This is a genomic window from Streptomyces sp. NPDC096339 (genome assembly GCF_044762985.1).
GTDB lineage: Bacteria > Actinomycetota > Actinomycetes > Streptomycetales > Streptomycetaceae > Streptomyces.
Map to the genome: position 1 here is coordinate 109,951 of NZ_JBIWFI010000003.1, position 24,446 is coordinate 134,396.

The 24,446-nt window shown below is 72.5% G+C and carries 22 protein-coding genes, 5 tRNA genes and 1 pseudogene; 19 read left to right on the forward strand and 9 right to left on the reverse strand.

Annotation, left to right across the window (positions count from 1 at the left end):
• Window positions 1-23: 23 nt before the first annotated feature.
• The 3 genes from ACIQ5Y_RS07075 (at window position 24) to ACIQ5Y_RS07085 (ending at window position 3,667) form a co-directional block, all read left to right on the forward strand.
• Window positions 24-572 carry a TetR/AcrR family transcriptional regulator gene (locus ACIQ5Y_RS07075; protein WP_403875964.1) on the forward strand — a complete coding sequence of 183 codons (549 nt, stop codon included), beginning with the start codon at window positions 24-26 and terminating at the stop codon, window positions 570-572.
• Window positions 572-2,122 (forward strand): MFS transporter, encoded by a 1,551-nt coding sequence (locus ACIQ5Y_RS07080; protein WP_403875967.1) that lies wholly within the window; start codon window positions 572-574, stop codon window positions 2,120-2,122. Before ACIQ5Y_RS07075 ends, ACIQ5Y_RS07080 begins: the two co-directional genes overlap by 1 nt.
• 69 nt (window positions 2,123-2,191) lie before the next feature.
• Window positions 2,192-3,667 carry a membrane-associated oxidoreductase gene (locus ACIQ5Y_RS07085; RefSeq protein ID WP_403875969.1) on the forward strand — a complete coding sequence of 492 codons (1,476 nt, stop codon included), beginning with the start codon at window positions 2,192-2,194 and terminating at the stop codon, window positions 3,665-3,667.
• Between the two features lie 3 nt (window positions 3,668-3,670).
• Here ACIQ5Y_RS07085 and ACIQ5Y_RS07090 read toward each other — a convergent pair whose 3' ends face one another.
• Entirely contained in the window at window positions 3,671-4,441 is a 771-nt protein-coding gene (locus ACIQ5Y_RS07090) for a lysophospholipid acyltransferase family protein (protein ID WP_403876543.1), read from the reverse strand.
• A gap of 135 nt (window positions 4,442-4,576) precedes the next feature.
• Here ACIQ5Y_RS07090 and ACIQ5Y_RS07095 point away from each other — a divergent pair, with 135 nt between their 5' ends.
• The 3 genes from ACIQ5Y_RS07095 (at window position 4,577) to ACIQ5Y_RS07105 (ending at window position 6,861) form a co-directional block, all read left to right on the forward strand.
• Complete coding sequence (locus tag ACIQ5Y_RS07095) at window positions 4,577-5,734, forward strand: glycerophosphodiester phosphodiesterase (protein WP_403875972.1); 1,158 nt, start codon at window positions 4,577-4,579, stop codon at window positions 5,732-5,734.
• Between the two features lie 73 nt (window positions 5,735-5,807).
• On the forward strand, window positions 5,808-6,317 hold the full coding sequence (locus tag ACIQ5Y_RS07100) for an RNA polymerase sigma factor (RefSeq protein WP_403875975.1): 510 nt from the start codon (window positions 5,808-5,810) through the stop codon (window positions 6,315-6,317).
• 37 nt (window positions 6,318-6,354) lie between these two features.
• The gene (locus ACIQ5Y_RS07105; RefSeq protein WP_403875977.1) at window positions 6,355-6,861 is read left to right on the forward strand and encodes a GNAT family N-acetyltransferase; all 507 of its coding nucleotides are present in this window, start codon (window positions 6,355-6,357) and stop codon (window positions 6,859-6,861) included.
• Between the two features lie 6 nt (window positions 6,862-6,867).
• Here the strand turns inward: ACIQ5Y_RS07105 and ACIQ5Y_RS07110 are convergent, their stop codons facing one another.
• Together ACIQ5Y_RS07110 and ACIQ5Y_RS07115 are read right to left on the reverse strand one after the other, a co-directional pair.
• Window positions 6,868-7,287 carry a hypothetical protein gene (locus ACIQ5Y_RS07110; RefSeq protein WP_403875981.1) on the reverse strand — a complete coding sequence of 140 codons (420 nt, stop codon included), beginning with the start codon at window positions 7,285-7,287 and terminating at the stop codon, window positions 6,868-6,870.
• On the reverse strand, window positions 7,280-7,648 hold the full coding sequence (locus ACIQ5Y_RS07115) for a hypothetical protein (RefSeq protein WP_384587812.1): 369 nt from the start codon (window positions 7,646-7,648) through the stop codon (window positions 7,280-7,282). The genes ACIQ5Y_RS07110 and ACIQ5Y_RS07115 overlap by 8 nt, the downstream gene beginning before the upstream one ends.
• A gap of 114 nt (window positions 7,649-7,762) precedes the next feature.
• On the opposite strand from ACIQ5Y_RS07115, the pseudogene ACIQ5Y_RS07120 reads away from it, so the two are divergent.
• The 9 genes and pseudogenes from ACIQ5Y_RS07120 to ACIQ5Y_RS07160 form a co-directional block, all read left to right on the forward strand.
• A pseudogene (locus tag ACIQ5Y_RS07120) lies at window positions 7,763-7,864 on the forward strand (HAD family hydrolase); the annotation flags it as partial.
• Between the two features lie 399 nt (window positions 7,865-8,263).
• Entirely contained in the window at window positions 8,264-9,310 is a 1,047-nt protein-coding gene (locus tag ACIQ5Y_RS07125) for a methionine ABC transporter ATP-binding protein (protein ID WP_403875984.1), read from the forward strand.
• Window positions 9,307-9,975, forward strand: a complete 669-nt coding sequence (locus ACIQ5Y_RS07130; RefSeq protein WP_403875987.1) for a methionine ABC transporter permease — start codon at window positions 9,307-9,309, stop codon at window positions 9,973-9,975. The genes ACIQ5Y_RS07125 and ACIQ5Y_RS07130 overlap by 4 nt, the downstream gene beginning before the upstream one ends.
• Before the next feature lie 79 nt (window positions 9,976-10,054).
• Window positions 10,055-10,918 carry a MetQ/NlpA family ABC transporter substrate-binding protein gene (locus ACIQ5Y_RS07135; protein WP_403875990.1) on the forward strand — a complete coding sequence of 288 codons (864 nt, stop codon included), beginning with the start codon at window positions 10,055-10,057 and terminating at the stop codon, window positions 10,916-10,918.
• Window positions 10,919-11,089: 171 nt separating this feature from the next.
• Complete coding sequence (locus tag ACIQ5Y_RS07140) at window positions 11,090-11,770, forward strand: GNAT family N-acetyltransferase (protein WP_403875993.1); 681 nt, start codon at window positions 11,090-11,092, stop codon at window positions 11,768-11,770.
• A 100-nt stretch (window positions 11,771-11,870) separates the two neighbouring features.
• Window positions 11,871-13,073, forward strand: a complete 1,203-nt coding sequence (gene cbiE / locus ACIQ5Y_RS07145; protein WP_403875996.1) for a precorrin-6y C5,15-methyltransferase (decarboxylating) subunit CbiE — start codon at window positions 11,871-11,873, stop codon at window positions 13,071-13,073.
• Between the two features lie 228 nt (window positions 13,074-13,301).
• Window positions 13,302-16,661 carry a nicotinate-nucleotide--dimethylbenzimidazole phosphoribosyltransferase gene (cobT, locus tag ACIQ5Y_RS07150; RefSeq protein WP_403875999.1) on the forward strand — a complete coding sequence of 1,120 codons (3,360 nt, stop codon included), beginning with the start codon at window positions 13,302-13,304 and terminating at the stop codon, window positions 16,659-16,661.
• Between the two features lie 371 nt (window positions 16,662-17,032).
• The gene (gene cobA, locus ACIQ5Y_RS07155; RefSeq protein ID WP_403876002.1) at window positions 17,033-18,265 is read left to right on the forward strand and encodes a uroporphyrinogen-III C-methyltransferase; all 1,233 of its coding nucleotides are present in this window, start codon (window positions 17,033-17,035) and stop codon (window positions 18,263-18,265) included.
• 42 nt (window positions 18,266-18,307) lie between these two features.
• On the forward strand, window positions 18,308-19,126 hold the full coding sequence (locus ACIQ5Y_RS07160; RefSeq protein ID WP_403876005.1) for a TrmH family RNA methyltransferase: 819 nt from the start codon (window positions 18,308-18,310) through the stop codon (window positions 19,124-19,126).
• On the opposite strand, the gene ACIQ5Y_RS07165 is transcribed toward ACIQ5Y_RS07160, so the two are convergent.
• The gene (locus ACIQ5Y_RS07165; RefSeq protein ID WP_403876008.1) at window positions 19,123-20,322 is read right to left on the reverse strand and encodes a serine/threonine-protein kinase; all 1,200 of its coding nucleotides are present in this window, start codon (window positions 20,320-20,322) and stop codon (window positions 19,123-19,125) included. The genes ACIQ5Y_RS07160 and ACIQ5Y_RS07165 overlap by 4 nt on opposite strands.
• A gap of 565 nt (window positions 20,323-20,887) precedes the next feature.
• On the opposite strand from ACIQ5Y_RS07165, the gene ACIQ5Y_RS07170 reads away from it, so the two are divergent.
• The 3 genes from ACIQ5Y_RS07170 to ACIQ5Y_RS07180 all read left to right on the forward strand — a co-directional run bounded on the left by ACIQ5Y_RS07170 (window position 20,888) and on the right by ACIQ5Y_RS07180 (window position 22,623).
• Window positions 20,888-21,073 (forward strand): hypothetical protein, encoded by a 186-nt coding sequence (locus ACIQ5Y_RS07170; RefSeq protein WP_037797219.1) that lies wholly within the window; start codon window positions 20,888-20,890, stop codon window positions 21,071-21,073.
• A 226-nt stretch (window positions 21,074-21,299) separates the two neighbouring features.
• Window positions 21,300-22,241 (forward strand): phosphotransferase family protein, encoded by a 942-nt coding sequence (locus tag ACIQ5Y_RS07175; protein WP_403876011.1) that lies wholly within the window; start codon window positions 21,300-21,302, stop codon window positions 22,239-22,241.
• Between the two features lie 73 nt (window positions 22,242-22,314).
• Window positions 22,315-22,623, forward strand: coding sequence for a zf-TFIIB domain-containing protein (locus tag ACIQ5Y_RS07180; protein ID WP_384588586.1), 309 nt, complete (start codon window positions 22,315-22,317; stop codon window positions 22,621-22,623).
• Between the two features lie 83 nt (window positions 22,624-22,706).
• Here the strand turns inward: ACIQ5Y_RS07180 and ACIQ5Y_RS07185 are convergent.
• The 5 genes from ACIQ5Y_RS07185 to ACIQ5Y_RS07205 all read right to left on the reverse strand — a co-directional run bounded on the left by ACIQ5Y_RS07185 (window position 22,707) and on the right by ACIQ5Y_RS07205 (window position 23,200).
• A tRNA-Val gene (locus tag ACIQ5Y_RS07185) sits at window positions 22,707-22,781 on the reverse strand.
• A gap of 52 nt (window positions 22,782-22,833) precedes the next feature.
• A tRNA-Val gene (locus tag ACIQ5Y_RS07190) sits at window positions 22,834-22,905 on the reverse strand.
• Between the two features lie 34 nt (window positions 22,906-22,939).
• A tRNA-Val gene (locus ACIQ5Y_RS07195) sits at window positions 22,940-23,011 on the reverse strand.
• 1 nt (window position 23,012) lies between these two features.
• Window positions 23,013-23,086: transfer RNA gene (locus ACIQ5Y_RS07200), tRNA-Cys, on the reverse strand.
• 41 nt (window positions 23,087-23,127) lie between these two features.
• A tRNA-Gly gene (locus ACIQ5Y_RS07205) sits at window positions 23,128-23,200 on the reverse strand.
• 180 nt (window positions 23,201-23,380) lie between these two features.
• Here ACIQ5Y_RS07205 and ACIQ5Y_RS07210 point away from each other — a divergent pair.
• A complete protein-coding gene (locus tag ACIQ5Y_RS07210) occupies window positions 23,381-24,439 on the forward strand; it encodes a chorismate-binding protein (protein ID WP_403876015.1) in 1,059 nt (352 codons plus the stop codon).
• Window positions 24,440-24,446: the final 7 nt, after the last annotated feature.

Below are 24,446 nucleotides of genomic sequence, written 5' to 3' on the forward strand. Positions count from 1 at the left end.
CTCATTTGGGGTACGCTTGTCTCATGGCCATGGATCGTGACCAGGTGCTCCGCGATGCGGCGGCCCTGCTCTCCCGGAAATCGACCGCCACGATGGACGAGGTCGCCCGCGCCGCCGGAATCGGCCGCGCGACCCTCCACCGGCACTTCGCCGGGCGCGACGCCCTCGTACGGGCCCTCGAAGAGCTCGGCATCAGAGAGTTCGAGGTGGCGTTCGACAACGCCCGCCTCGACGAGGGCAGTGCGATCGACGCGCTGCGCAGGCTCGTCGCCGAATCGGAGCCCAATGCCGAGCTGCTGGCCTTCCTCGTCACCGAGAACCAGCTGTTCGAGGGCGACCAGGTCAACGAGGGCTGGGCGCGGCTCGATGCCCGGGTCGGCGCGCTCTTCCGGCGCGGCCAGGAAGAGGGCGACATCCGCATCGACCTGAGCCCCGCCTGGCTCACCGAGGCCCTCTACAGCCTCATCGGTGCCGGCGCCTGGGCCGTCATGGACGGCCGGGTCGCGGCCAAGGACTTTCAGTACATGATCATCGAGCTGCTGCTCGGTGGCGTCAAACGGAGCGTGGAGTGATGAGCGGTACCAAGCAGTCGAGCCTGATCGAGGAGACGGGGGTGCGGAGCGGGGGCCGTGGGCGCTGGCTGGCGCTCTCGGTACTCGTGCTGGCCGTGCTGCTGGTCGCGGTGGACGCCACCGTGCTCGGCCTCGCCACCCCCTCGCTCTCCGAGGACCTGGGGCCGTCCGGCACCCAGCTGCTGTGGATCGGCGACATCTACTCCTTCGTCATCGCCGGACTCCTGGTCTCGATGGGCAGCCTCGGCGACCGGATCGGCCGCAAGAAGCTACTCCTCGTCGGCGCCACCGCCTTCGGTGCCCTCTCGGTCCTGAACGCCTGCGCGACCAGCCCCGAGATGATGATCGTCGCCCGGGCCCTGCTCGGCGTGGCGGGCGCGACCCTGATGCCCTCCACCCTCGCGCTGATCCGCAACATCTTCCACGACCCGAAGGAACGCAGCCTCGCCATCGGCATCTGGGGCGCGACCGCCTCCGCCGGCGCCGCCGTCGGACCGGTCGTCGGCGGAGCCCTGCTCCAGCACTTCTACTGGGGCTCGGTCTTCCTCATCAACCTCCCCGTGATGATCGTCCTGGTCATCGTCGGCATCAAGCTGCTTCCCGAATCCAAGAACCCGGTCGCCGGTCCCTGGGACCTCGTCAGCGTCGGCCTGTCCCTCGTCGGTGTCATCGGTGTCGTCTACGCCGTCAAGGAAGCCGCCACGCACGGCCTGACCTGGGAGGTCGTGGCCACCGCGGTGCTCGGCGCGGCGGCCCTGTACGCCTTCGTCCGGCGCCAGTTCACCCTGCCGTCCCCGCTGCTCGACATGCGGCTCTTCCGGCACCGCGGCTTCTCCGGCGCCGTCCTCGCCGACCTGCTCACCGTCTTCGGCCTCTCCGGTCTCGTCTTCTTCCTCTCGCAGTTCCTCCAGCTCGTCCAGGGCCGCGACCCGCTGGAAGCCGGCCTCTCCGAACTGCCCGCCGCCATCGGCGCGGTGGTCACCGGCCTCGTCGCGGGCCGCTACGCCCGCAAGTACTCGGTCCGCGTCGTCGTGACGGGCGGCCTCGCCGCCATCGGCCTGGCCCTCGGCGCACTGACCCTGCTCCACAAGGAGACCGGCTACCCGCTGCTGGGCGCGGCCCTGCTCGTCGTCGGTCTCGGCGCCGGCTTCTCCTTCACCGTGACCGCCGACGTGATCCTCTCCAGCGTGCCCAAGGAGCAGGCCGGTTCGGCCTCCGCCGTCTCCGAGACGGCGTACGAACTCGGCGCGGCCCTCGGCATCGCCCTGCTCGGCTCCATCGTCACCGGCGTCTACCAGGGCTTCACCGCCCCGGCGTCCGTCGCGGGCCCGGTGGCCGACGCGGCCCACGAGTCCCTCGGCGGAGCCGTCGAGGTCGCCAAGGGCCTGGACTCGGCCACCGCCGGACCGATGGTGGAGGCCGCCCAGGTGGCCTTCGTGGACGGCCTGCGGTTCGCCTCGGGCGTCGGCGCGGCCGTCCTGCTGGCCACCGCCGTCGCCGCGTGGTTCCTGCTGAAGGGCCAGGAGCTCCAGGAGGGCGTCGAACACTGACGTCCCGCCAAGGGAGGGTGTCCCGTTGAGAGTTGACAGTTCGTCGAAGCGCGGGACACCATCCCGGCGATGGAGATCAACGATCTGACCCCGGCCGAACGCCGCGTATGGGACGCCTTCCCGCGCGGCGAGGGCGTCGACTTCCGCGAGAGCCCCGACGAGGACCCCGCCGACGGGGCCTCGTGGGGGCCCGAGCGGACCGTGCGCGCCGAAGCCCTCCAGGCGCTTCTCGCCACCAGCCCGTCGGTGCCCGGCCAGATCGCCGGTCTCGACGTCAAGGGTGCACGGATCAGCGGCAGAACAGACCTCAGGTACGCCGTGATCGATGCCCCGATGCGGCTGCGCAGCTGCTGGTTCGAGCGTCCTCCGACGCTGTTCGGAGCCCGGCTGCGCACGCTCAACCTCACGGATTCGGTCCTCCCGGGACTCACCGCCGGAACCCTCCGCGTCGAGGTCGAGCTGCGGATGGCCTGCTGCCGGATCACCGGTCCCGTACGCCTGGCCGGAGCCCAGATAGCCGGCGGGCTCTTCCTCCAGCGGGCGGTGATCGGCACGCCCGACGCCGCCGAGGAGGCCGCGGAGCCGCCGCTGCAGATCAACCACGCCGGCATCGGCACCGACGTCATCGCCATGGGACTCACCGTCCACGGCCAGACCCGGATCAACGGGGCCGTCGTCGGCGGTCAGATCAACCTCGACGGCGCCCGCCTGCTGGCTCCCGGAGGCATCGCGCTGCACGCCGAGAACCTGACCGTCGGTACCGACGTCCGGGGCCACCGGCTGGAGGCCCAGGGCATGTTCAACCTCACGGGCTCCCGCATACCGGGCCAGCTCTACCTCGGCCGCGCCGTCTTCGGCAATCCGGGCGCGGTCGCCCTGCGCGCCTCCAGTTGCGTGATCGGCGAGGTGTGGCTGAGGGCCTGCGAGACCATCGAGGGCGGGGTGAACCTGCGCCGCTCCCAGTTCGACCTGCTGCACATGCCGCCCGGGACCTGGCCCGAGCAGATCCGCATCGACGGCCTGACCTACCGCACCCTCGCCCCCCACCTGCCCGCCGAGGAGCGGCTGCCCGCCCTGGAGCGCGAGGAGACCGGCTACCTCCCGTACGCCTACGAGCAGCTCGCCGCCGCCTACCGCACGGTGGGCGACGAGGCCGGCGCCCGGACCGTGCAGCTCGCCAAGCTGCGCAGGCACCGCCGGACCCTGCCCCGGCACGCCCGGTTCTGGGGAATCCTCCAGGACGCCACCGTCGGCTACGGCTTCCGGCCGCTGCGCGCGGCGGGCTGGCTGCTGGCGCTGCTGCTGATCGGATCGCTCGCGTACGGGATCCACCCGCCGAGGGAGCTGAAGACGGGGGAGGCGCCGGAATTCAATCCGGTCTTCTACACGATCGACCTGATGCTGCCGATCATCGGCTTCGGCCAGGAACAGGCCTTCGCGCCCGCCGGCTGGTACCAGTGGCTGTCATACCTGCTGATCGTGACCGGTTGGATCCTCGCCACGACCACACTGGCGGGCGTCAGCCGGTCACTCCAGCGTCAGTAGGAGCTACGCGGCCTTGGCCTTGGTGGCGTACATGTCCACGTACTCCTGGCCCGAGAGCCGCATGACCTCGGCCATCACCGAGTCGGTGACGGCGCGCAGCACGTACCGGTCGCGGTCCATGCCCTCGTAGCGGGAGAACTCCTGCGGCTCGCCGAAGCGGATGGTGACCTTGCCCGGGCGCGGCATGCCGGCGCCGCCGGGCTGGAGCTTGTCGGTGCCGATCACCGCGAACGGGACCACGGGCGCGCCGGTCATCAGCGTCAGGCGGGCGATGCCGGTCCGACCGCGGTAGAGCCGGCCGTCGGGGGAGCGGGTGCCCTCGGGGTAGATGCCGAAGATCTTGCCCTCTTCGAGGATCCTGCGCCCGGTCATCAGGGCAGCGACGCCGCCGTTGGCCCCGTCACGGTCCACCGGGATCATGCCGGCCGCGGTGAAGAACCAGGCCATCGCCCGGCCCTTGATGCCCTTGCCGGTCACGTACTCGTCCTTGCCGATGAAGTGGACCGTGCGGTCGCACACCAGCGGCAGGAGCATCGAGTCGATGAAGGTCAGGTGATTGCCCGCCAAAATCACCGGTCCGGAGCCCGGGATGTTCTCGATGCCCTCCACACGGGTGCGGATGATCAGACGAATGACCGGTCCGACAGTGGCTTTGAGGAGCCTGGTACGGAACAACGTGAGCCCTCCGGCATCGAAAAGCGGCGGTGCACCACACGGCGGTACGGCGGTGGTGCAGGTGAGGACGATACTCGCGGGCCCGCCCTGATCGCACATCGGGTTCACGCATCGGATACGCAGTGTTGACGCACGTTTCCGCCATGTTCCCCGCGCGCCGGTCTTCCCGACACCTCCGCCCGCCTACCATCGGCACGCAATTCCGGGCCTTTTCACGAGCGGGGAGTGGCACTCATGACGCAGGGTGGGGCAGCGCGGCGCACGGTCCTCGGGGCGGCGGTACTGGCGGCCGGGACGGGTATCGCCGGACTCTCGGCGGGGTCCGCCTCGGCATCCGAGAGCGGAGCGGGCCACAAGGACGACCTCCCCCATCCGACGGTCATCGGGCACCGCGGGGCCAGCGGCTACCGGCCCGAGCACACCCTCGGCTCGTACCAGCTCGCCCTGGACCTCGGCGCCGACGTCATCGAGCAGGACCTGGTGCCCACCCGCGACGGCCACCTGGTCTGCCGTCACGAGAACGAGATCGGCGGGACCACCGACGTCGCCGACCACCCCGAGTTCACCTCGCGGCGCACCACCAAGTCCGTCGACGGGGTCTCCGTGACGGGCTGGTTCACCGAGGACTTCACCCTCGCCGAACTGCAGACCCTGCGCGCGAAGGAACGCATCCCCGCCCTGCGCCAGCGCAACACCCTCTACGACGGCCGGTGGGCCGTACCCACCTTCGAGGAAGTGCTGCGCTGGGCCGACCGCGAGGGCAAGCGGCGCGGCCGCAGGGTCTGGCTGCACGTCGAGACCAAGCACCCCACCTACTTCCGGGGACTCGGCCTCGGCCTGGAAGAGCCCCTCGCCCGGCTGCTGCGCCGCTACGGGCGCGACGGCCGCACCGCGCCCGTGTTCCTCCAGTCCTTCGAGCCCTCCAGCATCCAGCGGCTCTCCCGGCTGGTCTCCGCGCCCCGCGTGGTGCTGCTGTCCGCGGCGGGAACCCGACCCTGGGACTTCGAACAGGCCAAGGACCCGCGTACGGTCGCGGACCTGGTCAAGCCCGAAGGGTTGAAGTGGATCGCCGGCTTCGCCCAGGGCATCGGCCCCACCATGGACCTGATCCTCCCGCGCGGCGCGGACGGCAGGCTCGGCGCCCCGACCACGCTGGTGAAGGACGCGCACGCCCGGGGACTCCTGCTGCACCCCTACACCGCGCGCAACGAGAACAACTTCCTGCCCGCCGAGTACCGCAAGGGCACCGACCCGACCGCGTACGGGGACGCCTTCGGCGCCTTCAAGACGTACTTCGAACAGGGCATCGACGGAATCTTCACCGACAATCCGGACACCGGGCTGCTCGCGGCGGAGGCCTTCCGTCCCGGCCGACGCCCCGTCAACCGCTGAGCGGAGCTTCCCGTACGAGTGGGCCGGGCCCGGTGGGGAAACCACCGGGCCCGGCCCACTCGTCCCGCCCGGCATGGACCTGCTGAACGAACTGGGCCCGCTGCTCTCCGCAGAAGCGGCCGCCGAGGCTCCGGGCACCGGAGTGGACGCGGCCGACCTGGAACAAGCCGTCTGGGTCAGGCTGCTGGAGCAGGGAGGACGCACCCCCGGACCCGCCGAGCCGGCCCGCTGGCTCCGCCGGGCGGTGCGCGCGGAGGCCCGCCGCGCCCGGCGCCGTGCCCGCCGCGAGATCCCCTATGACTGCCGTCAGGGTTCACCCGCCGCCTCCGGACCGGAAGACGCCCTCCTGCACGGGGAGGAGAACCGGGTCCTGCGGTCGGCCGTCGCCCGATTGCCCGGACGGTGTCCCGAGCTGATGAAGGCACTTCTTTCGCCCAGAGACCTCACTTACCGTGAAATCGCAGGAGAGTTGGGTATCTCACAAGGAAGTTTAGGGCCCGTCCGTTCCCGTTGCCTGGGATGTCTGCGCAGAATGCTGGCTGCAGAGGTTGCGGCTCCTGGCCTGTGGGGAAAGGAGCGGTAGACCATCGGGCTACCAGGTGAGCGGGAGGCATGCGCACATGGGCATGAGCGTGACCATTTCGGCGGCGGCTGCCGAGGATGCCGAGCAGATCTTCAAACTGCAGTACCTGGCCTTCCAGAGCGAGGCCGAGCTGTACGGCAACTACCTCATCCAGCCGCTCACCCAGTCCCTGGACTCCCTCAAGGGGGAGCTGGCGACGGACACCGTCCTGGTGGCCCGTCTCGGCGACGAGGTGGTCGGCGCGGTCCGCGGCACCGTCGACGAGGACGGCACCGGCAGGATCGCGAAGCTCTGCGTCCACCCCCGGCTGCAGGGCCACGGACTCGGCGGCCGTCTGCTGCGCGCCGTGGAAGAGGCCCTCTCGGGCCGCGGCGCCACCGCCCGCTTCCGCCTGCACACCGGCCACAAGAGCGAGTCCAACCTGCGGCTCTACCGCAAGGCGGGCTACACCCAGGTCGGCGGCCGCACGGCCTCGGACGGCGTACGCCTGGTGATCCTGGAGAAGGAAGCCAAGGACCCGACCGAGTTCACGGTCAGCGCGTAGTCCCGTTCAGCGCCTGCCGCGGAGCCACAGCATCCCGGTGACCGGAAGGATCACCGGGATGAACAGGTAGCCCATCCCGAAGGACGACCACACGGTCGGCTCCGGGAACTCCTCCGGGCGGAGCAGGGTCCACGTGCCCACGACCAGTACGCCGGTCAGCTCGGCGGCGCAGCACACCAGCGCCGCCCGGCGGGCCGTTTCCCCGCCGCGCACCAGCGAGTACGTGATGAACGCGTAGACCACCGCGGCCACCGCGGACAGGGAGATCGCGAGCGGCGCCCGGTCGAACTGGGTCGAGATCTGGTAGGCCGAACGCGAGAGCGCGCCCACCACCATCACCCCGTACAGCCACACGAGCAGCGTCCCGGGGCCGGAGACCAGCCGCTTGCGGGCCGCCGGTGCGGCGGTCGTCGTCGTGTCAGGCACCGGGGGTCCCCCAGATGTCGTAGAGCCGTACTTCGAGGACGGCGAGGACGAAGGCGCCCGCGGCCACCGTCACCGAACCCCACTTGGTGCGCTCGGTCAGCGACAGCATCCCGGCGGCCGGTACCGCGGCGAACGCGCCGATCAGGTAGGCCACGAAGATCACGTTGCCCTCGTCGGGCTTCTCGCCCCGGGCCAGCTGCACCAGGCCTATGACCAGCTGGGCCAGGACCAGCAGGGTCACCACGGCCATGCCGATGAAGTGCCAGTCCTTGGTCGGCGTGTCCCGCCATGCGGCGTGACCGCACCAGGCGGCGAGGGCGAGTGCGGCCACGCCGATGGCGACCGTCAGGGCGTCGAGCATGCTGCGAGGGTATTACGGGCCGAAAGATCCGATGCGCGCGCCCCTCTTCGCGGGCCTCGCCACCCGGCCGCTCGCCGAGGCCCGCTGAGCGAGGCCCGCTGAGCGGGGCCGGCCCTGCGGACCGTGGTCTTGACCACAACGCACACCGCCGACGAACCCGACGCGGACGTGGTCGTACGGGACCTGTCCGCCGTGTCCGTGCAGGTGGGCGACGGGATCCCGACGGTCGGGACGGACGGCCGAACCCGACCGATGTCGTCCGGAATGCGATCGAATTCCGTCCGCTATCCGGACGCCGTTGATCGGTGAAGCGACATGTCTGCTTTACTGGGGCCCATGACCACGACGAGCAGCCGCACCCTTGCGACCGAGGCGACGATGACGCCCGGTGCTCGTTGTATGTGTCGAATGTGCGCCTTCTGAGGGCCCCCTCCGCAAGCCTCGCGCCCCGAAGCGAGACCGGCCGAGCCCGTCCACGCATCCCGGACCGCTCCTGCCCCGCGCACGCGTCGAGACCGCCGATTCATCCCGGTTTCAGCCCGTATCGCGTCCCCAGATGTTTGCCCCGTACACGGCACCCGCACGCGCCGTGCACTCGACAGCGACGGAATTCCTGTGATCACCACATCGGGCCTCACGAAGGTCTACCCATCCCGTGACCGCGAGGTCACCGCCCTGGACGGCGTCGACCTGCACGTCCGCGAGGGCGAGGTATACGGAGTCATCGGCCAGAGCGGCGCCGGCAAGTCCTCCCTGATCCGCTGCGTGAACCTGCTGGAGCGCCCCACCAGCGGCACCGTCACCGTCGACGGCGTCGACCTCACCGCGCTCGCCGGCCGCGGCCGGCGAGCCGGCAAGGAACTGCGCCGGGCCCGCAGCCGCATCGGCATGGTCTTCCAGCACTTCAACCTGCTGTCCTCGCGCACGGTCCAGGCCAACGTCGAACTGCCCCTGGAGATCCTCGGCGTCTCCGGACGCGACCGCGCCCGCAAGGCCCTCGAACTCCTCGACCTGGTCGGCCTCGCCGACAAGGCCAAGGCCTATCCGACCCAGCTCTCCGGCGGCCAGAAGCAGCGCGTCGGCATCGCCCGCGCCCTGGCCGGCGACCCCAAGGTGCTGCTGTCCGACGAGGCCACCAGCGCCCTGGACCCGGAGACCACCCGCTCCGTCCTCCAGCTGCTGCGCGACCTCAACCGGCAGCTCGGCCTCACCGTCCTGCTCATCACGCACGAGATGGACGTGGTCAAGTCCGTCTGCGACTCGGCCGCCCTGATGAAGCGGGGCCGGATCGTCGAATCCGGCACCGTCTCCGAGCTCCTGGCCACCCCCGGCTCCGAGCTCGCCGCCGAACTCTTCCCCGTCACCGGTTACGCGACCGGCCCCGACCGCACCGTCGTCGACGTCACCTTCCACGGCGACGCCGCCACCCAGCCGGTCATCTCCCAGCTCTCGCGGACCTACAACATCGACATCTCGATCCTCGGCGCCGCGATGGACACCGTCGCGGGCAAACAGATCGGCCGGATGCGCATCGAGCTGCCCGGCCGATACGAGGAGAACGTCGTCCCGGTGGGCTTCCTGCGCGAGCAGGGCCTCCAGGTCGAACTCGTCGACGCGGTCGACGGCGAACTCGCCGCACTGGTCAAGGATGGTGCCAAGTGACCTGGTCCGAGATGCAGCCCCTGCTCACCCAGGGCACCTACGACACCCTCTACATGGTGCTGTGGTCCACCCTGGTGACCGTTCTCGGCGGGCTGCCCATCGGCATCCTGCTCGTCCTCACCGACAAGGGCGGCCTCCTGCAGAACCGGCCGCTCAACAAGGTCCTCGGCGTGATCGTGAACATGGGCCGCTCGCTCCCGTTCATCATCCTGCTGATCTTCCTGATCCCGGTCACCACCGCGGTCGTCGGCACCTTCATCGGCCCCACCGCCATGATCGTCCCGCTCGCCATCGGTGCGATCCCCTTCTTCGCCCGGCTCGTAGAGACCGCCGTCCGCGAGGTGGACCACGGCCTGATCGAAGCCGTCGAGTCCATGGGCGGCGGCATCCCCACCCTGGTCGGCAAGGTGCTCCTGCCCCAGGCCCTGCCCTCCCTGGTCGCCGGCGTCACCACCACCGTCATCACGCTGGTCGGCTACTCGGCGATGGCCGGCGCCGTCGGCGGCGAAGGGCTCGGATCCAAGGCCATCACCTACGGCTTCCAGCGCTTCGAGACCGGCTTCATGGTCGCCACCGTCGTCGTGCTGATCGTCCTCGTCACCGTGATCCAGCTGATCGGCGACGGAGTGGTCCGCCTCCTGGCCCGCCGCGGCCGGACGGCCTGAACAGACTTCCCCCCTCGAAAAGCCCGCACTTGTCGTGCTTGGGCCACATCCCCGAGAAAATGTCAGAAAGGCACTCTTCGTGCGTAAGAACGTCAAGCTCACCGCCCTCGCCGCCACCGCCTCCGCGCTCGCGCTCGGCCTCACCGCCTGCGGCAGCTCCTCCGACCCGTCCACCGCCAAGGCCGACGGGGGCAAGACCGACGAGAGCAAGCCCCTCGTCATCGCGGCCTCCCCGAGCCCGCACGCCGACATCCTGAACTTCGTCAAGGACAAGCTCGCCGCCAAGGAAGGCCTCAAGCTGGAGGTCAAGGAGTTCACGGACTACGTCCTGCCGAACACCGCCACCGAGCAGGGCCAGGTCGACGGCAACTTCTTCCAGCACAAGCCGTACCTCGACGACTTCAACAAGAAGAACGGCACGCACATCGTGCCCGTCGTGAACGTGCACCTGGAGCCCCTCGGCCTCTACTCCAAGAAGGTCAAGGCCCTCTCCGACATCAAGGCCGGCCAGACCGTCGCCGTCCCCAACGACACCACCAACGAGGGCCGCGCCCTCCAGCTCCTCGCCGCGAACAACCTGATCACCCTCAAGGAGGGTGTCGGCACCGGCGCCAAGCTGTCCGACATCACCGACAAGAAGGGCCTGGAGTTCAAGGAGCTGGAGGCCGCCACGGTCCCGCGCGCCCTGAACGACGTGGACGCCGCCGTCATCAACGGCAACTACGCCATCGAGGCCAAGCTGTCGCCCGCCAAGGACGCGCTGGTCCTGGAGAAGGCCGAGGGCAACCCCTACGCCAACTTCCTCGCGGTCAAGGACGGCAAGCAGGACGACCCGCGGATCCAGAAGCTCGCCAAGCTCCTGAACACCGACGAGGTCAAGAAGTTCATCGAGGAGAAGTACCAGGGCTCGGTCATCCCGGCCTTCGGCGCCCCGAAGTCCTGACCCGAAGTCCCGATCACCCCGCTGTGATCCGGCCCCGCACCCCCGGGTGGGCGTGCGGGGCCGACTTCTGCCCGCTTCCGGGCAACCCGGCCATGCGCTTCTCGCGACCCATGCTGCATGCTGTGGCCTACGACCCACGCAAACGGTCCAGCAAAGGCGATGGAGCTGCGCATGACTACCACCTTCCCGGACGTCACCATCAGCACGGACCGGCTGGTGCTGCGCCCCTTCGAGGAAGACGACGTCACCGCGCTCACCGAGATGATGAACGACGAGAACATCACCGCGTGGACCACGGCACCGCACCCCTACACCCACGCGGACGCGCACGCGTGGGCCACCCGGCAGTCCCACGCCGAACGCACCGAGGGCCGCGGCATCGTCTTCGCCGTCACCGAGTTCCTCACCCAGCGCCTCGTCGGCATCGTCCACCTCCAGAACACGAACTGGCGCACCCGCGCCACCGAGGTCGGATACGTCACCGCCCCCTGGGCCCGCGGCGAGGGCTACGCCAGTGAATCCGTGCTCGCCGTCTCCCAGTGGCTCTTCCGCGACCAGGGCTTCGAACGCCTCGAACTGCGCACCGCGGCCGACAACACCGCCTCCCAGCAGGTGGCCCAGAAGATCGGCTGCATCAGCGAGGGCGTCCTGCGCAACGCGTGGATAGTCCGTACGCAGAACCCCGACGGCACCTGGACCGACACCCGCACCGACCTCATCGTCTGGAGCCTCCTGCCCGAGGACCTCGACGAAGGCGACGAGTACGACAGCGCCTACGGATACGAGGACGCCTACTCCTTCGGGCAGCGGGCGGGCGCGAACGGCTACGCCGTCGGCGCGGACTGGAGCTGACCGACCGACCCGGTAGTCTCACCGTGCCCGGCCCCCGGCCCTCCCCCCGCCTGGCGAAACGGCACCATTCGCCTGCCCCCACCCCAGGAGACTGACGACGATGTCCGACCGGGTCACGGTGATCGGCTGGGACGGCTCCCCCCTGACCGCGGCGGCCCGGTCCGCGCTCTCCGCCGCCACCCTGGTGGCCGGCGCGGCCCACCACCTCGCACTCCCCGAAGTGCCGCCCACCGCGGAACGCATCCGCCTCGGCAGCCTCGGCCTCGCCGCCCGCCGCATCGCCGGCCACCGCGGCACCGCCGTCGTCCTCGCGGACGGCGACCCCGGCTTCTTCGGCGTCGTACGCACCCTGCGCGCGCCGGAGCACGGCCTGGAGGTGGAAGTCGTACCGGCCGTCTCCTCCGTCGCCGCGGCCTTCGCCCGCGCCGGCATGCCCTGGGACGACGCCCAGGTCGTCGTCGCCCACCGCCGCACCCTGCGCCGCGCCGTCAACGTCTGCCGCGCCCACCCCAAGGTCGCCGTCCTCACCTCGCCCGGCGCCGGGCCCGCCGAACTCGCGCTGCTCCTCGAAGGGGTGCACCGCACCTTCGTCGTCTGCGAGGAACTGGGCACCGAACGCGAACAGGTGAGCGTCCTCACCTCCGACAGGGCCGCCGACCACAACTGGCGTGACCCGAACGTCGTCATCGTCATCGGCGGCGCGGGGCAGGCCCCCGAAGCCGAACCGGGCTGGCTGCTCGGGCAGCGCCCCGCCCCGGCCGGCGAACGCGGCTGGGCCCGGCCGCAGGCGGAAGCGGGGGAGGGGCAGTCCGCACAGCTGCGGGCCGCCCAACTCGCCCGGCTCGGTCCCCGCCCCGGCGACCTCGTCTGGGACATCGGCGCCGGCACCGGCGGAGTGGCCGTGGACGCCGCCGCCTTCGGCGCGGCCGTCATCGCCGTCGACGCCGACCCCGACGCCTGCGAACGGGTAACTGCCGCCGCCCGCAAGCGGGGCGTGCAGGTACAGGTCGTCCCCGGCCGGGCGCCGCACGTACTGGAGAACCTGCCCGAGCCGGACGTCGTCCGCGTCGGCGGAGGCGGCGCCGCGGTCGTCGAGGCCGTCGCCGACCGCCGTCCCGAACGGATCGTCAGCCACGCCTCCACCCGCGACGAGGCGGAAGCCATCGGCCGGGTACTGGCCGAACACGGGTACGCCGTCGAGTGCGCGCTGCTGCAGTCCGTGGGCCTGGACACCCGTACCTGGGCCGAACAGGACCGTTCCGTGGTGTTCCTGCTGGCAGCTCAGCGCCCGGTGAACCGCTGACCCGGAGGCCGGGGTAGGCTGGCCGATCGTCGTACCGCCCAGGACGATTCGGGCATCGCGGCACAGTCTGCGCGGCGACGTGGCGCAGTCCACAGAGGACCGCGGCGGTTATGGCCGTCACGAGGGCTAACGGGCGCGACAATGCTTACTGGTTGTCGCGCGGACCGTTCGTTCGTCACGTGGACGCCGGGCGATCGAAGAGGCACAACCGATGGGCGAGGGGTACGCATGACTGACACCGGCCAGGTCCCGGGCGAGGGTCACCCGGACAACGCGGGCATGGTGGATCAGCAGGGCATCCCCGCTCCGGTCCAGATCCCGGCACCGATTCCCGCCGGCTACGCCTTCCAGGACCTCGTGGACGACCCGGCGGAGCCGGAGGACGAGGAACTGCTGCTGATGCCGAGCGGCCAGGGCGCGTGGAGCGACCCCCAGGTCGTCCCACAGGCCCCCGAGTTCCCGGCCTACGGCATCGAACCGCAGTACTCCGAGGCCCCGGTGTACACCGAGCCGGCCGCGTACCCCGAGTACCCCTCCTACGGCGCCGGCGTGCACGAGGCGGGCGGCCGTGACTCCGGCGCGCTCGACCTCGGCGGACTGAACGTCCCGCCGCCCGCCGCCCCGGCCCCGGTCCGCCGCCCGCTGCACATGGGTCCGCCCGTGCCCGAGGCCACCGGCGGGGTCGTGCGCTCCCTCGCCGACCGCGGCCCGGCCGCGGCGCCGGCCCCCCTGCAGCAGCCCGGCCCGCAGACCATGGGCCCCGAGTACCTCGACCTCCCGGTGGCCCCGGCCCCCCACGCGGCCGAGATCCCGCCGCAGGCCGGCGCCCCGTGGACCGCGGAGGCGCCGCTCGCCGAGCACCAGCCGCAGCCCGTGGCGGACGCCGCCCAGGCCCCCGAGCAGCAGCCCGTCTTCGCCCAGGAGCCCGCGCAGGCAGGCCCCGTGCCGTTCCCGGTGGCCCCGGCGGCGGTGGAGCTCCCGGACGGTTCCGCGATCCTGCCGGTCGAGCCCGAGCCGCTGCCCGCCCCCGCCGAGACCCCGGCTCAGCCCGCCGCGCCCGCGGTGGCCGAGGCCCTCCAGGTCGCCGAACCCGTACCGGCCGAGGCCCTCCAGAGCGCCGAGGCGGCGCCCGCGCAGGCCCTGCCGGCTCAGACCGAACTCCTGCAGCCGCTGCCCGCGGTCCCCGAGACGCCCGCAGCTCAGGCTCCCGCCGAGGTCCTGTCCCCGGCCGCCGTACCGGCGGAGCCGCTCCCGGCGGAGGCCGCCGCGGCCGAGCCCGCCCCGGCACCCGCCGAGGCGCCCGAGCCCGTCGCCGCCGACGCGGCGCCGCACACCGACCCGCTCGCCGCGGCCGAAGCCGCCGCCCCGCAGCCCGAGGGTGCCCACCCCGCGGAGCCCGCCGGGCCCGCCGCGGGCGAAGCCCCGCAGCCCGATCCGCACGCCTCGGCCACGGTCGACGGTCCGCAGTCCGGCCTGCCCGCCGCCGGTGCCCCGGCCGACGCTGCGCAGGCCCCCGTCGAGCCCCTCGCGGCCGCCGCGCAGGCCGAGGCCGCCGGGCCCGCCGCAGTCGACCCGGCCGGGCCGGTCACGGCCGACGCCCCCCAGCTCGAACCGCTCGCCCCCGCGGCGGCCGACGCCCCGCAGCCCGGTGAGCCCGCCGCAGTCGCCCCGGGCGCGCCGACCGCAGTCGATCCGGCCGAGCCGGTCGCGGCCGCCGCAGCGCCGGCCGAGGCGACCGCCCCGGCCGAGCCCGCCGCCGGCGACCCCGCCGAGCCCGAGGCACTCGACCCGGCCGCGCCCGCCGAAGGCGACCAGGCCGAGCCCGAGGCACTCGACCCCGCCGAGCCCGCCGCAGGCGACCCGGCTCCGGCGTACGACGACGCCGAGCGCGAGGCCGTCCTGCGCGTGATGCGCGAACGCCGCGACATCCGCAAGGGCTTCCGCACCGACCCCATCCCGCACGAGGTGCTGCTCCGCGTCCTGGAGGCGGCCCACACCGCGCCCAGCGTCGGCCACTCCCAGCCCTGGGACTTCGTCGTCATCCGCTCCGCGGAGACCCGCCGGACGATGCACGAGCTCGCCCAGCGCCAGCGCGAGGCGTACGCGAACTCCCTGCCCAAGGCCCGGGCGAAGCAGTTCAAGGAACTCAAGATCGAGGCGATCCTCGACACCCCGGTGAACATCGTCGTCACCGCCGACCCCACCCGCGGCGGCCGCCACACCCTCGGCCGGCACACCCAGCCGCAGATGGCCCCGTACTCCTCGGCCCTCGCCGTCGAGAACCTCTGGCTCGCCGCGCGCGCCGAAGGCCTCGGCGTCGGCTGGGTCAGCTTCTTCGACGAGCGCGAGATGGTCCGCGCGCTCGGCCTGCCGGAGCACCTGGAGGTCGTCGCGTACCTGTGCGTCGGCTACGTCGACGAGTTCCCCGACGAGCCCGAGCTGGCGCAGGCCGGCTGGTCCAAGCGCCGCCCGCTCTCCTGGGTCGTGCACGAGGAGACGTACGGACGCCGCGCGCTGCCCGGCGAGGAGCCGCACGACCTGCTCTCCGAGACCGTCGCCAGCATCCGTCCGCTCGACGCGAAGGCGCTCGGCGAGGCCTGGGAGCGGCAGAAGCGCATGACGAAGCCCGCCGGGGCGCTCGGCATGCTGGAGATCATCTCCGCGCAGCTCGCCGGCCTCTCCCGGGTCTGCCCGCCGCCGATCCCCGAGCCCGCGGCCGTCGCGATCTTCGCGGGCGACCACGGGGTCCACGCCCAGGGCGTCACGCCGTGGCCGCAGGAGGTCACCACCCAGATGGTGGCGAACTTCCTCGGCGGCGGCGCGGTCTGCAACGCCTTCGCCAACCAGGTCGGCGCCGAGGTCTGCGTGATCGACGTGGGCGTCGCGGGCGACCTCCCGGCCACGCCGGGCCTGCTGCCGCGCAAGGTCCGCCCTGGTACGGCGGACCTGTCCACCGGCCCGGCGATGACCCGCGAGGAAGCCGTCGCCGCCATCGAGGTCGGCATCGAGACGGCCCGCGACCTGGTCGCGGCCGGCAACAAGGCCCTCCTCACCGGCGAGATGGGCATCGCGAACACCACGGTGTCCGCGGCCCTCATCTCGGTCTTCACGGGTGTGGACCCGTCCGAGGTCACCGGCCGCGGCACGGGCATCAACGACGAGACCCACGCCCGCAAGGTCGAGGTCGTACGCCGTGCCCTGGAGCTCCACCAGCCGGACCCGGCGGACCCGATCGGCGTCCTGGCGGCGATCGGCGGCCTGGAGCACGCGGCGATCGTGGGCCTCCTCCTCGGCGGCGCCTCCCTGCGCACCCCGGTGATCCTGGACGGCGTCAGCGCCGGCGCCGCCGCCCTGGTGGCCCGCGCCATCGCCCCCGAGGCCCTCTCCGCGTGCATCGCGGGCCACCGCAGCGCGGAGCCGGGCCATGTCGCGGCGCTCAACAAGCTGGGCCTGCGCCCGCTGGTCGACCTGGACCTCCGCCTCGGCGAGGGCACGGGCGCCCTGCTGGCCCTCCCGCTGGTCCAGAGCGCGGCCCGCGCGATGCACGAGGTCGCCACCTTCGATTCGGCGGGCGTCACCGAGAAGTAGCCCGTGCGGGCCGCCTCCTCGGGGCTCCGCCGGACCCCGCGCCTCAAACTCCCCCAGCTACCGCTGGGAGGTGCCCCCTGGCGAGGCTGGGATTTGCCGCGCAAATCCAGCCCGCCGGGCGGAATCTCCAGCCCCTCCGGCGTTTGAGGAGCGGGGTCCGGGGCGGAGCCCCGGTTTCGGGAAGGGGCGGGTAGGGGAAAGCCGCCCGCAGGGCCCGCCCCGCGCCACCGCCCCCGCCGGGCCGTATGGTGGACCCGCACCAGGAAAGCCGCACGTCAGCACCCCGCACACACGGCACACCGCACACACCCCGCCGCTCCAAAGCCGCAGCGGCACGACAGAACCACCGCCGCATCAGGAGCCGCACCGCCATGGCCGAACACCCCGCGTACCCCGTCGGTCTCCGACTCGCCGGCCGCCGCGTCGTCGTCATCGGCGGCGGCCAGGTCGCCCAGCGCCGCCTCCCCGCGCTCATCGCGGCCGGCGCCGACGTCCTCCTGATCTCCCCCTCCGCCACCCCCTCCGTGGACGCCATGGCCGAGACCGGCGAGATCCGCTGGGAGCGCCGCCGCTACGAGGACGGCGACCTCGCCGGCGCCTGGTACGCCCTGATCGCCACCCGCGACCGCGCCGCCAACGACGCCGCCTCCGCCGAGGCCGAGCGCGAGCGGGTCTGGTGCGTCCGTGCCGACGACGCCGACGCCGCCACCGCCTGGACCCCGGCCACCGGCCGCGTCGAGGGCGTCACCGTCGCCGTCCTGAGCGGCAACGACCCCCGCCGCTCCGCCGCGGTCCGCGACGCGGTCGTGGAAGGCCTGCGCGACGGCTCCCTGACCGCCGCCCGCCCGCACACCCCCGGCGTCGCCCTCGTCGGCGGCGGACCCGGCGACCCCGACCTGATCACCGTGCGCGGCCGCCGCCTCCTCGCCGAGGCCGACGTGGTCATCGCCGACCGGCTCGGCCCCCGCGACCTCCTCGACGAGCTCCCCCCGCACGTCGAGGTCATCGACGCGGCGAAGATCCCGTACGGCCGCTACATGGCCCAGGAGGCCATCAACAACGCCCTGATCGAGCACGCCAAGGCCGGCAAGGCCGTGGTGCGCCTCAAGGGCGGCGACCCGTACGTCTTCGGCCGCGGCATGGAGGAGCTCCAGGCCCTCGCCGAGCACGGCATCCCCTGCACCGTCGTGCCGGGCATCTCCAGCTCCATCTCGGTCCCGAGCGCCGTCGGCATCCCGGTCACCCACCGGGGCGTCGCCCACGAGTTCACGGTGGTCAGCGGCCACGTCGGCCCCGACGACCCGCGCTCGCTCGTGGACTGGGCCTCCCTCGCCAAGCTCACCGGCACGCTCGTCATCCTCATGGGCGTCGACAAGATCGGCCTGATCGCCGAGGCGCTGGTCCGCCACGGCCGTTCGCCCGAGACCCCCGTCGCGGTCGTCCAGGAGGGCACCACCGCCGCCCAGCGCCGGGTGGACGCCACCCTCGCCACCGTCGGCGAGCGGGTCCGCGCGGAGGAGGTCCGCCCGCCGGCCGTCATCGTGATCGGTGACGTCGTCCGGGTCAACACCCCCGGCGACCCGCTTCCCGCCACCAACGCCTGACAGGCCGTTGGCACCGCACCCAGGACAAGGCAGTATCACCCTGTGGCTGATCTCATCACCGTCGAAGACCCCGACGACCCGCGCCTGCGCGACTACACGGGCCTGACCGACGTCGAACTCCGGCGCCGGCGCGAGCCCGCGGAAGGCCTCTTCATCGCCGAGGGCGAGAAGGTCATCAGACGTGCCAAGGACGCCGGGTACGAGATGCGGTCCATGCTGCTCTCCTCCAAGTGGGTCGACGTCATGCGCGACGTCATCGACGAGCTCCCGGCCCCGGTCTACGCCGTCACCCCCGAGCTCGCCGAACGCGTCACCGGCTACCACGTGCACCGCGGCGCCCTCGCCTCCATGCAGCGCAAGCCGCTGCCGACGGCCGACGAACTGCTGGCCACGACCCGGCGCGTGGTCATCATGGAAGCGGTCAACGACCACACCAACATCGGTGCCATCTTCCGCAGCGCCGCCGCCCTCGGCATGGACGCGGTGCTGCTGTCGCCGGACTGCGCGGACCCGCTCTACCGCCGCTCGGTGAAGGTCTCCATGGGCGCGGTCTTCTCCGTCCCCTACGCCCGTCTCGACACCTGGCCCAAGGGCCTGGACTCGGTGCGCGAGGCCGGTTTCAAGCTGCTCGCCCTCACCCCGCACCAGAAGGCCTCGCCGATCGACGTGGCCGCCCCGCACTCCCTGGAGCGGGTCGCGCTGATGCTCGGCGCCGAGGGGGACGGCCTGTCCACGCCGGCGCTGGTCGCGGCAGACGAGTGGGTACGGATCCCCATGGCCCACGGCGTGGACTCGCTGAACGTGGGCGCCGCGGCCGCCGTCGCCTTCTACGCGGTGGCGAGCGGGCGCCCCCAGGGCTAGAACTTCTGGGCCGCCGCGATGCCCAGCGCCACGATCAGCGTCACCACGACGAACACGATCAGCCGCTGCCGCATCAGCCGGGGGTCCGGCCGCGAAGGGCGCCGCCCCGTGCCGGTGGTCCGGGGCGCCGGGCGGCCCCCCGTGCGTCCCTGGGTCGGCCGGGAGGACGGGCCGCCGGAGCCCTGCGGGTGACGGGAGGACGAGGGCCGCGAGTGCGGTCCGCTGGGGACCCCGCCCTTGCCCCGGGGCACGGTGCCGCCACCGGTACGACGTTCCACGCGCTGGTCGGCGTACGGTTCGGCGGGCTCGGGGAGCCGCCCCGTCGGCCGGTCGGTCCGGGCGCGCTGGGCCGGCGGGCGGGTCTCGGAGAGCCCCTGTGCCTCGCGGGCCGCGATCTCCTTGAGCCGCATCGACAGCTGGAGCGTGCTGGGCCGGTCCTCGGGGTCCTTGGCCAGACAGGCCCGTACGAGCGGCGCGAGCGCGTCCGGGACCCCGTGGAGGTGGGGCTCCTCGTGCACCACGCGGTACAGCATGACCTCGGAACTGCCGTGCCCGAAGGGCGAGTCGGCGGTCGCCGCGTAGGCCAGGGTGGCACCGAGGGCGAAGACGTCGGTGGCGGGGGTGACGGCGGCACCGCGCACCTGCTCGGGCGCGAGGAAGCCGGGGGAGCCGACGGCGGTGCCCACATGGGTGAGCGTGCTCGCCCCGGTGGCCCACGCGATCCCGAAGTCGATGATCCGCGGTCCCTTGGGGGAGAGCAGGATGTTCGAGGGCTTGAGGTCGCGGTGGACGACCCCCGCCTCGTGCACGGCGACCAGTCCCTCGGACAGGGCGGCGCCGATCGCCGCGATCTGCGAGGCCGTGAGCGGGCCTTCCTCGGCCACCTTGTCGTGCAGCGAGGGACCGGGGACGTACTGCGTGGCGAACCAGGGCCGCTCGGCCTCCAGGTCCGCCGCCACCAGCCGTGCCGTGCACCCGCCCCGGATCCGCCGGGCGGCGGACACCTCTCGGGCGAACCGTGAGCGGAACTCCTGGTCCTCGGCCAGATCCGGCCGGATCACCTTGAGCGCGACGCGCTGCCCCCGCCGGTCCGATCCCAGGTAGACCACACCCATGCCGCCGGCGCCGAGCCGTCGGTGCAGCCTGAACGAGCCGACGACACGCGGGTCCTCGCGCCGGAGCCGCATCATCGCCATGTCCACCCCGCTGGCCGGTCGTCCTGTTGACTGGGCACAGCTTACGGACCATCCGGCATGCGCGCTCAGAGGCCGCGCCCTCGCCCGGATATTCGATCGTCAGTACGGCACAACACACTTGAGGGATCCTCAGGGAGCCCTGCCCGACCCGCCCGTTCCGTTCGGCCCGTCTCCAAACGGCTTGTGTGCCAAGGGGATTGGCGCGTCGGCCCGGCCGTTCGGAGCCACGCCGCTCCGCCGGGGCGCACCCGTGCGACCCCCGCACCGAGTCGATCCTGCCGACACCCGGTGGGCGGACACCCGTGTGCGAGGAGTGACGGAAGTGAGCGAAGTCACTACGCTCCGGTCATCCCCTCCGGGAAGACCCCCACTTACGGGGGACGGTCTCCACCCAGGGGAGTACACCGGGAGCGGCCCGTCATCCTCCTGGAGGCCCGCCAAAGGGTACGAGGGCATGAGGCCACGGGATCCCCGCGCGCCTAGTGTTGAAGTCAAGCGGCGGGCAAGTGCTCTCGTCCCCCGAGGTCGAAAGCCCGCCGCTGCCCGAACCTACAGGGAGAGGACCATGGCGGACATCGCGCGGCAGGGACGCAAGGCATTCGCGTTCAACGGCCATGAGTCCGGTACGCGCCATCCTCTGGTGGCCGCGGCCATGGTCCTCCCCCTGGCCGCCCTCCTGCTCTTCCTCTTCGGAGGCTTCGACCAGGTGGCGGCACAGGCGTCGTCCGTTGGCGTGATGCTGGGGCGCTGAGCGGCGCCCCGGGTCCGGGAGAGCGGCCCGGACAGGGACATCGGCCTGTCGAACCCCGTGGGGACGGGGGAGCGACGACGGACGGCAGGTGAAGGGTGCTGCCCGTACGACTGGGGAGTCGGACGGGCAGCACCCTTTTTCATGCCCGGATGTCCTGCCCCGATCCGGCCGGCCCGGCGTACGATCCCCAGGAGGCCGCCGTTGCCACACCCACCCCGGGGTTCCCATGACCGACTCGCTGCCCGAGGCCCTCGCCGCCTGCACCGCCCAGCCGCTCCCGTACGCCCTCCTCGCGGACCGGGACGACGGCACCGTGGTGCGCTGCGGGGAGGTCGTGGCCAAGGCCCACGCCGGGGACGCCGACCACGAGGCCCTCGCCGTACGCCTGCGGATCGCCGGCCACCAGGCACTGGGCGGCGTACTGCTCCCGCCGCTGCTCCCCGTCCCCGGCCGGGTACAGGACCGCCCCGTCTCCCTGTGGCCGTACGGAGCCCCCGTCGACCCGCAGCGCCCCGAGGAGGCCCCCTGGGAGGCGACCGCCGCGCTGCTGGCGGCCCTGCACCGGACACCGCTCGCCGCCCTCCCCGGCCCGCTGCCGCCGATGCGCGGCCCCGCCAAGCTCGCCCGCGCCCTGGACCGCCTGGGGAGGGCGGAGAAACTGTCCGCGGGCCCGGACCCGGGCGAGGTGCGCTCCGTACGGGCCGCCGCGGGGACCCTGCCCGCCTGGGCGCGCGGGGAGGCGCTGGCGCCGCCCGGCGGGACGCTGTGCCACGGCGACCTGCACCTCGGGCAGCTGGTCCGCTACCCCGCCCCGCAGGGCCCCTGGTTCCTCATCGACGTGGACGACCTGGGCCTCGGCACCCCCGCCTGGGACCTGGGCCGCCCCGCCGCCTGGTACGCGGCCGGACTGCTCGACCCCGGGGCCTGGCAGCGCTTCCTCGACGCCTATCGGGCCGCCGGCGGCCCGGCCGCGGGCCCGCCCGGCAGCGACCCCTGGCCGGAACTCGACCTCGCCGCCCGCGCGCTCACCGTGCAGACGGCGGCCCTCGCGCTGGCCAAGGCGGCGGAGGGGCGGCGCAGGCTGGACGAGGGGGAGCGGTTGATGGTGGACGCCTGTGCCCGAATAGCGGCCCTCCCGGCCGACTTGGAACGAGAGCCTCCGTCGTAGGGTGAGCTCCGCGCCACCGGGCATGCATCCGGTCATCCGGTGGCCACGTCCAAGCCGAGGAGTTGAACCGCCCATGCAGTGTCCGAAGTGTCACGCGATGATGCACACCTACAACCGCAACGGTGTCCAGATAGAGCAGTGCAGCGGTTGTCGCGGCATCTTCCTCGACTACGGCGAGCTGGAGGCGCTGACCCGCCTGGAGTCCCAGTACACCGCCCAGCAGTACGGCCAGGTCCCGCCGCCCGCCGCGCCGCCCGCCCCGTACCCGCCCCAGCACGTGGCCGCCGCCCCCGCCTGGGGCGCCCCGCACCACGGAGGCCACGGCCACGGTCACGGCCACCACCACCGCGGCGGATTCGGCCGGATGCTCTTCTCCTCCTGAGGTCCCGGGGCGCCCGGGTCCCGAGGCGCCCCGAACCGGGCAACGCGAAAGCCCCGGCCGTCGAGACGGCCGGGGCTTCCGGATGGTGCGCGATACTGGGATTGAACCAGTGACCTCTTCCGTGTCAGGGAAGCGCTCTCCCGCTGAGCTAATCGCGCGGGCACCACGGCTCGAAAGCCGCAGGTCAAGCAGGTGTTGCATGGTACTGCGTGCGCGATACTGGGATTGAACCAGTGACCTCTTCCGTGTCAGGGAAGCGCTCTCCCGCTGAGCTAATCGCGCGGGGATCCTTGCGGACCAGGTCCTTGCGGACCAGTGGACGATACTGGGATTGAACCAGTGACCTCTTCCGTGTCAGGGAAGCGCTCTCCCGCTGAGCTAATCGTCCTTGGAGGTGGAGACGGGATTTGAACCCGTGTAGACGGCTTTGCAGGCCGTTGCCTCGCCTCTCGGCCACTCCACCATGGAGCTGCGGGGGTTCTCGGGAAGAAGACCCCCACTTCGAGCGGACGACGAGACTCGAACTCGCGACATCCACCTTGGCAAGGTGGTGCTCTACCAACTGAGCTACGTCCGCAGGTCACCGTGTTCGCTCCGGGGTTTTCCCCCTTCGCTCCCTGGCGACGTGTTGAACTCTAGCGGATTCCCGGGCCAGCTCAAAAACGCGTTTCCGCAGCGTGCTGCCGTCCGATCACCGGCGGTCATGCGGCCGTCACCTCCACGGCGCCGTCGCGTCACCGGTCATAGACTCGCAGCCGTGCACGACCTGCCTCCCATGGCCCGCTTCGGCGGCCTCCTCGCGACCGACCTCCGAGACGTCACCGGCGACCCCGGTGCCCTCGATTCCACCGGCTTCTGGGCGGTGGCCGCCGACTTCGAAGGGCGGCTCGTCTGCGCGCGCTTCGGGGACATACGCCCCGACCCGGTCCCCTCACCCGTCCCCGGCGCCTGGCACGGCCCCGCCGCCGACCAGTGGACCTCTTCCCTGGACCGCGCCGCGTACGTGGCCGGCGTCCGCCGCATCCGTGAGCACATCGCGGCCGGCGAGGTCTACCAGGCCAACCTCTGCCGCGTGATGTCCGCGCCGCTGCCCGACCCCGAGGGCGCGGACGTCGACGCCCTCACGGCGCTCCTGGCGCGCGGCAACCCCGCTCCCTACGCAGGAACGATTCGGCTGCCCGCGCACGGCGTGGAGATCGCCACGGCCTCCCCGGAGCTGTTCCTGCGCAGGGCCGGCCGCCACATCGAGTCCGGCCCCATCAAGGGCACCGGCCGCACCGCGGCCGACCTGCTCCCCAAGGACCACGCCGAGAACGTGATGATCGTGGACCTCGTGCGCAACGACCTCGGCCGGGTCTGCGCCACCGGGTCGGTCACCGTTCCCGAGCTGTGCGCCGTCGAGGAGCACCCGGGCCTGGTGCACCTCGTCTCCACCGTCAGCGGAGAACTCGCCGACGGCGCGGGCTGGCCCGAGCTCCTCGCGGCCACCTTCCCGCCCGGCTCCGTCACCGGGGCCCCCAAGTCCTCCGCCCTGCGCATCATCGAGGCCCTGGAGACCGCCCCCAGGGGCCCTTACTGCGGCGGGATCGGCTGGGTCGACGCCGACCGGGGCACCGCCGAGCTCGCCGTCGGCATCCGCACCTTCTGGATCGACCGCGAAGCCCCCGGCGGCCCCCGCCTGCTCTTCGGCACCGGAGCCGGCATCACCTGGGGTTCCGACCCCGACCGCGAATGGGCGGAGACCGAGCTCAAGGCCGCCCGGCTGCTCCGGGTAGCGTCGGGGGCTCATCAGGCGACAGGCCGAACGGGATCGTGAGAGGGGC

What these genes read in the sequence shown, in the direction of transcription:
- ACIQ5Y_RS07165 (WP_403876008.1), bottom strand. Translation starts at nt 20,322, where the DNA reads ATGGCGATGATGCGGCTCCGGCGCGAGGACCCGCGTGTCGTCGGCTCG.
- ACIQ5Y_RS07095 (WP_403875972.1), top strand. Translation starts at nt 4,577, where the DNA reads ATGACGCAGGGTGGGGCAGCGCGGCGCACGGTCCTCGGGGCGGCGGTA.
- cbiE (WP_403875996.1), top strand. Translation starts at nt 11,871, where the DNA reads ATGTCCGACCGGGTCACGGTGATCGGCTGGGACGGCTCCCCCCTGACC.
- ACIQ5Y_RS07090 (WP_403876543.1), bottom strand. Translation starts at nt 4,441, where the DNA reads ATGTGCGATCAGGGCGGGCCCGCGAGTATCGTCCTCACCTGCACCACC.
- ACIQ5Y_RS07080 (WP_403875967.1), top strand. Translation starts at nt 572, where the DNA reads ATGAGCGGTACCAAGCAGTCGAGCCTGATCGAGGAGACGGGGGTGCGG.
- ACIQ5Y_RS07175 (WP_403876011.1), top strand. Translation starts at nt 21,300, where the DNA reads ATGACCGACTCGCTGCCCGAGGCCCTCGCCGCCTGCACCGCCCAGCCG.
- ACIQ5Y_RS07115 (WP_384587812.1), bottom strand. Translation starts at nt 7,648, where the DNA reads ATGCTCGACGCCCTGACGGTCGCCATCGGCGTGGCCGCACTCGCCCTC.
- ACIQ5Y_RS07085 (WP_403875969.1), top strand. Translation starts at nt 2,192, where the DNA reads ATGGAGATCAACGATCTGACCCCGGCCGAACGCCGCGTATGGGACGCC.
- ACIQ5Y_RS07170 (WP_037797219.1), top strand. Translation starts at nt 20,888, where the DNA reads ATGGCGGACATCGCGCGGCAGGGACGCAAGGCATTCGCGTTCAACGGC.
- cobA (WP_403876002.1), top strand. Translation starts at nt 17,033, where the DNA reads ATGGCCGAACACCCCGCGTACCCCGTCGGTCTCCGACTCGCCGGCCGC.
- ACIQ5Y_RS07100 (WP_403875975.1), top strand. Translation starts at nt 5,808, where the DNA reads ATGGACCTGCTGAACGAACTGGGCCCGCTGCTCTCCGCAGAAGCGGCC.
- cobT (WP_403875999.1), top strand. Translation starts at nt 13,302, where the DNA reads ATGACTGACACCGGCCAGGTCCCGGGCGAGGGTCACCCGGACAACGCG.
- ACIQ5Y_RS07075 (WP_403875964.1), top strand. Translation starts at nt 24, where the DNA reads ATGGCCATGGATCGTGACCAGGTGCTCCGCGATGCGGCGGCCCTGCTC.
- ACIQ5Y_RS07140 (WP_403875993.1), top strand. Translation starts at nt 11,090, where the DNA reads ATGACTACCACCTTCCCGGACGTCACCATCAGCACGGACCGGCTGGTG.
- ACIQ5Y_RS07105 (WP_403875977.1), top strand. Translation starts at nt 6,355, where the DNA reads ATGGGCATGAGCGTGACCATTTCGGCGGCGGCTGCCGAGGATGCCGAG.
- ACIQ5Y_RS07180 (WP_384588586.1), top strand. Translation starts at nt 22,315, where the DNA reads ATGCAGTGTCCGAAGTGTCACGCGATGATGCACACCTACAACCGCAAC.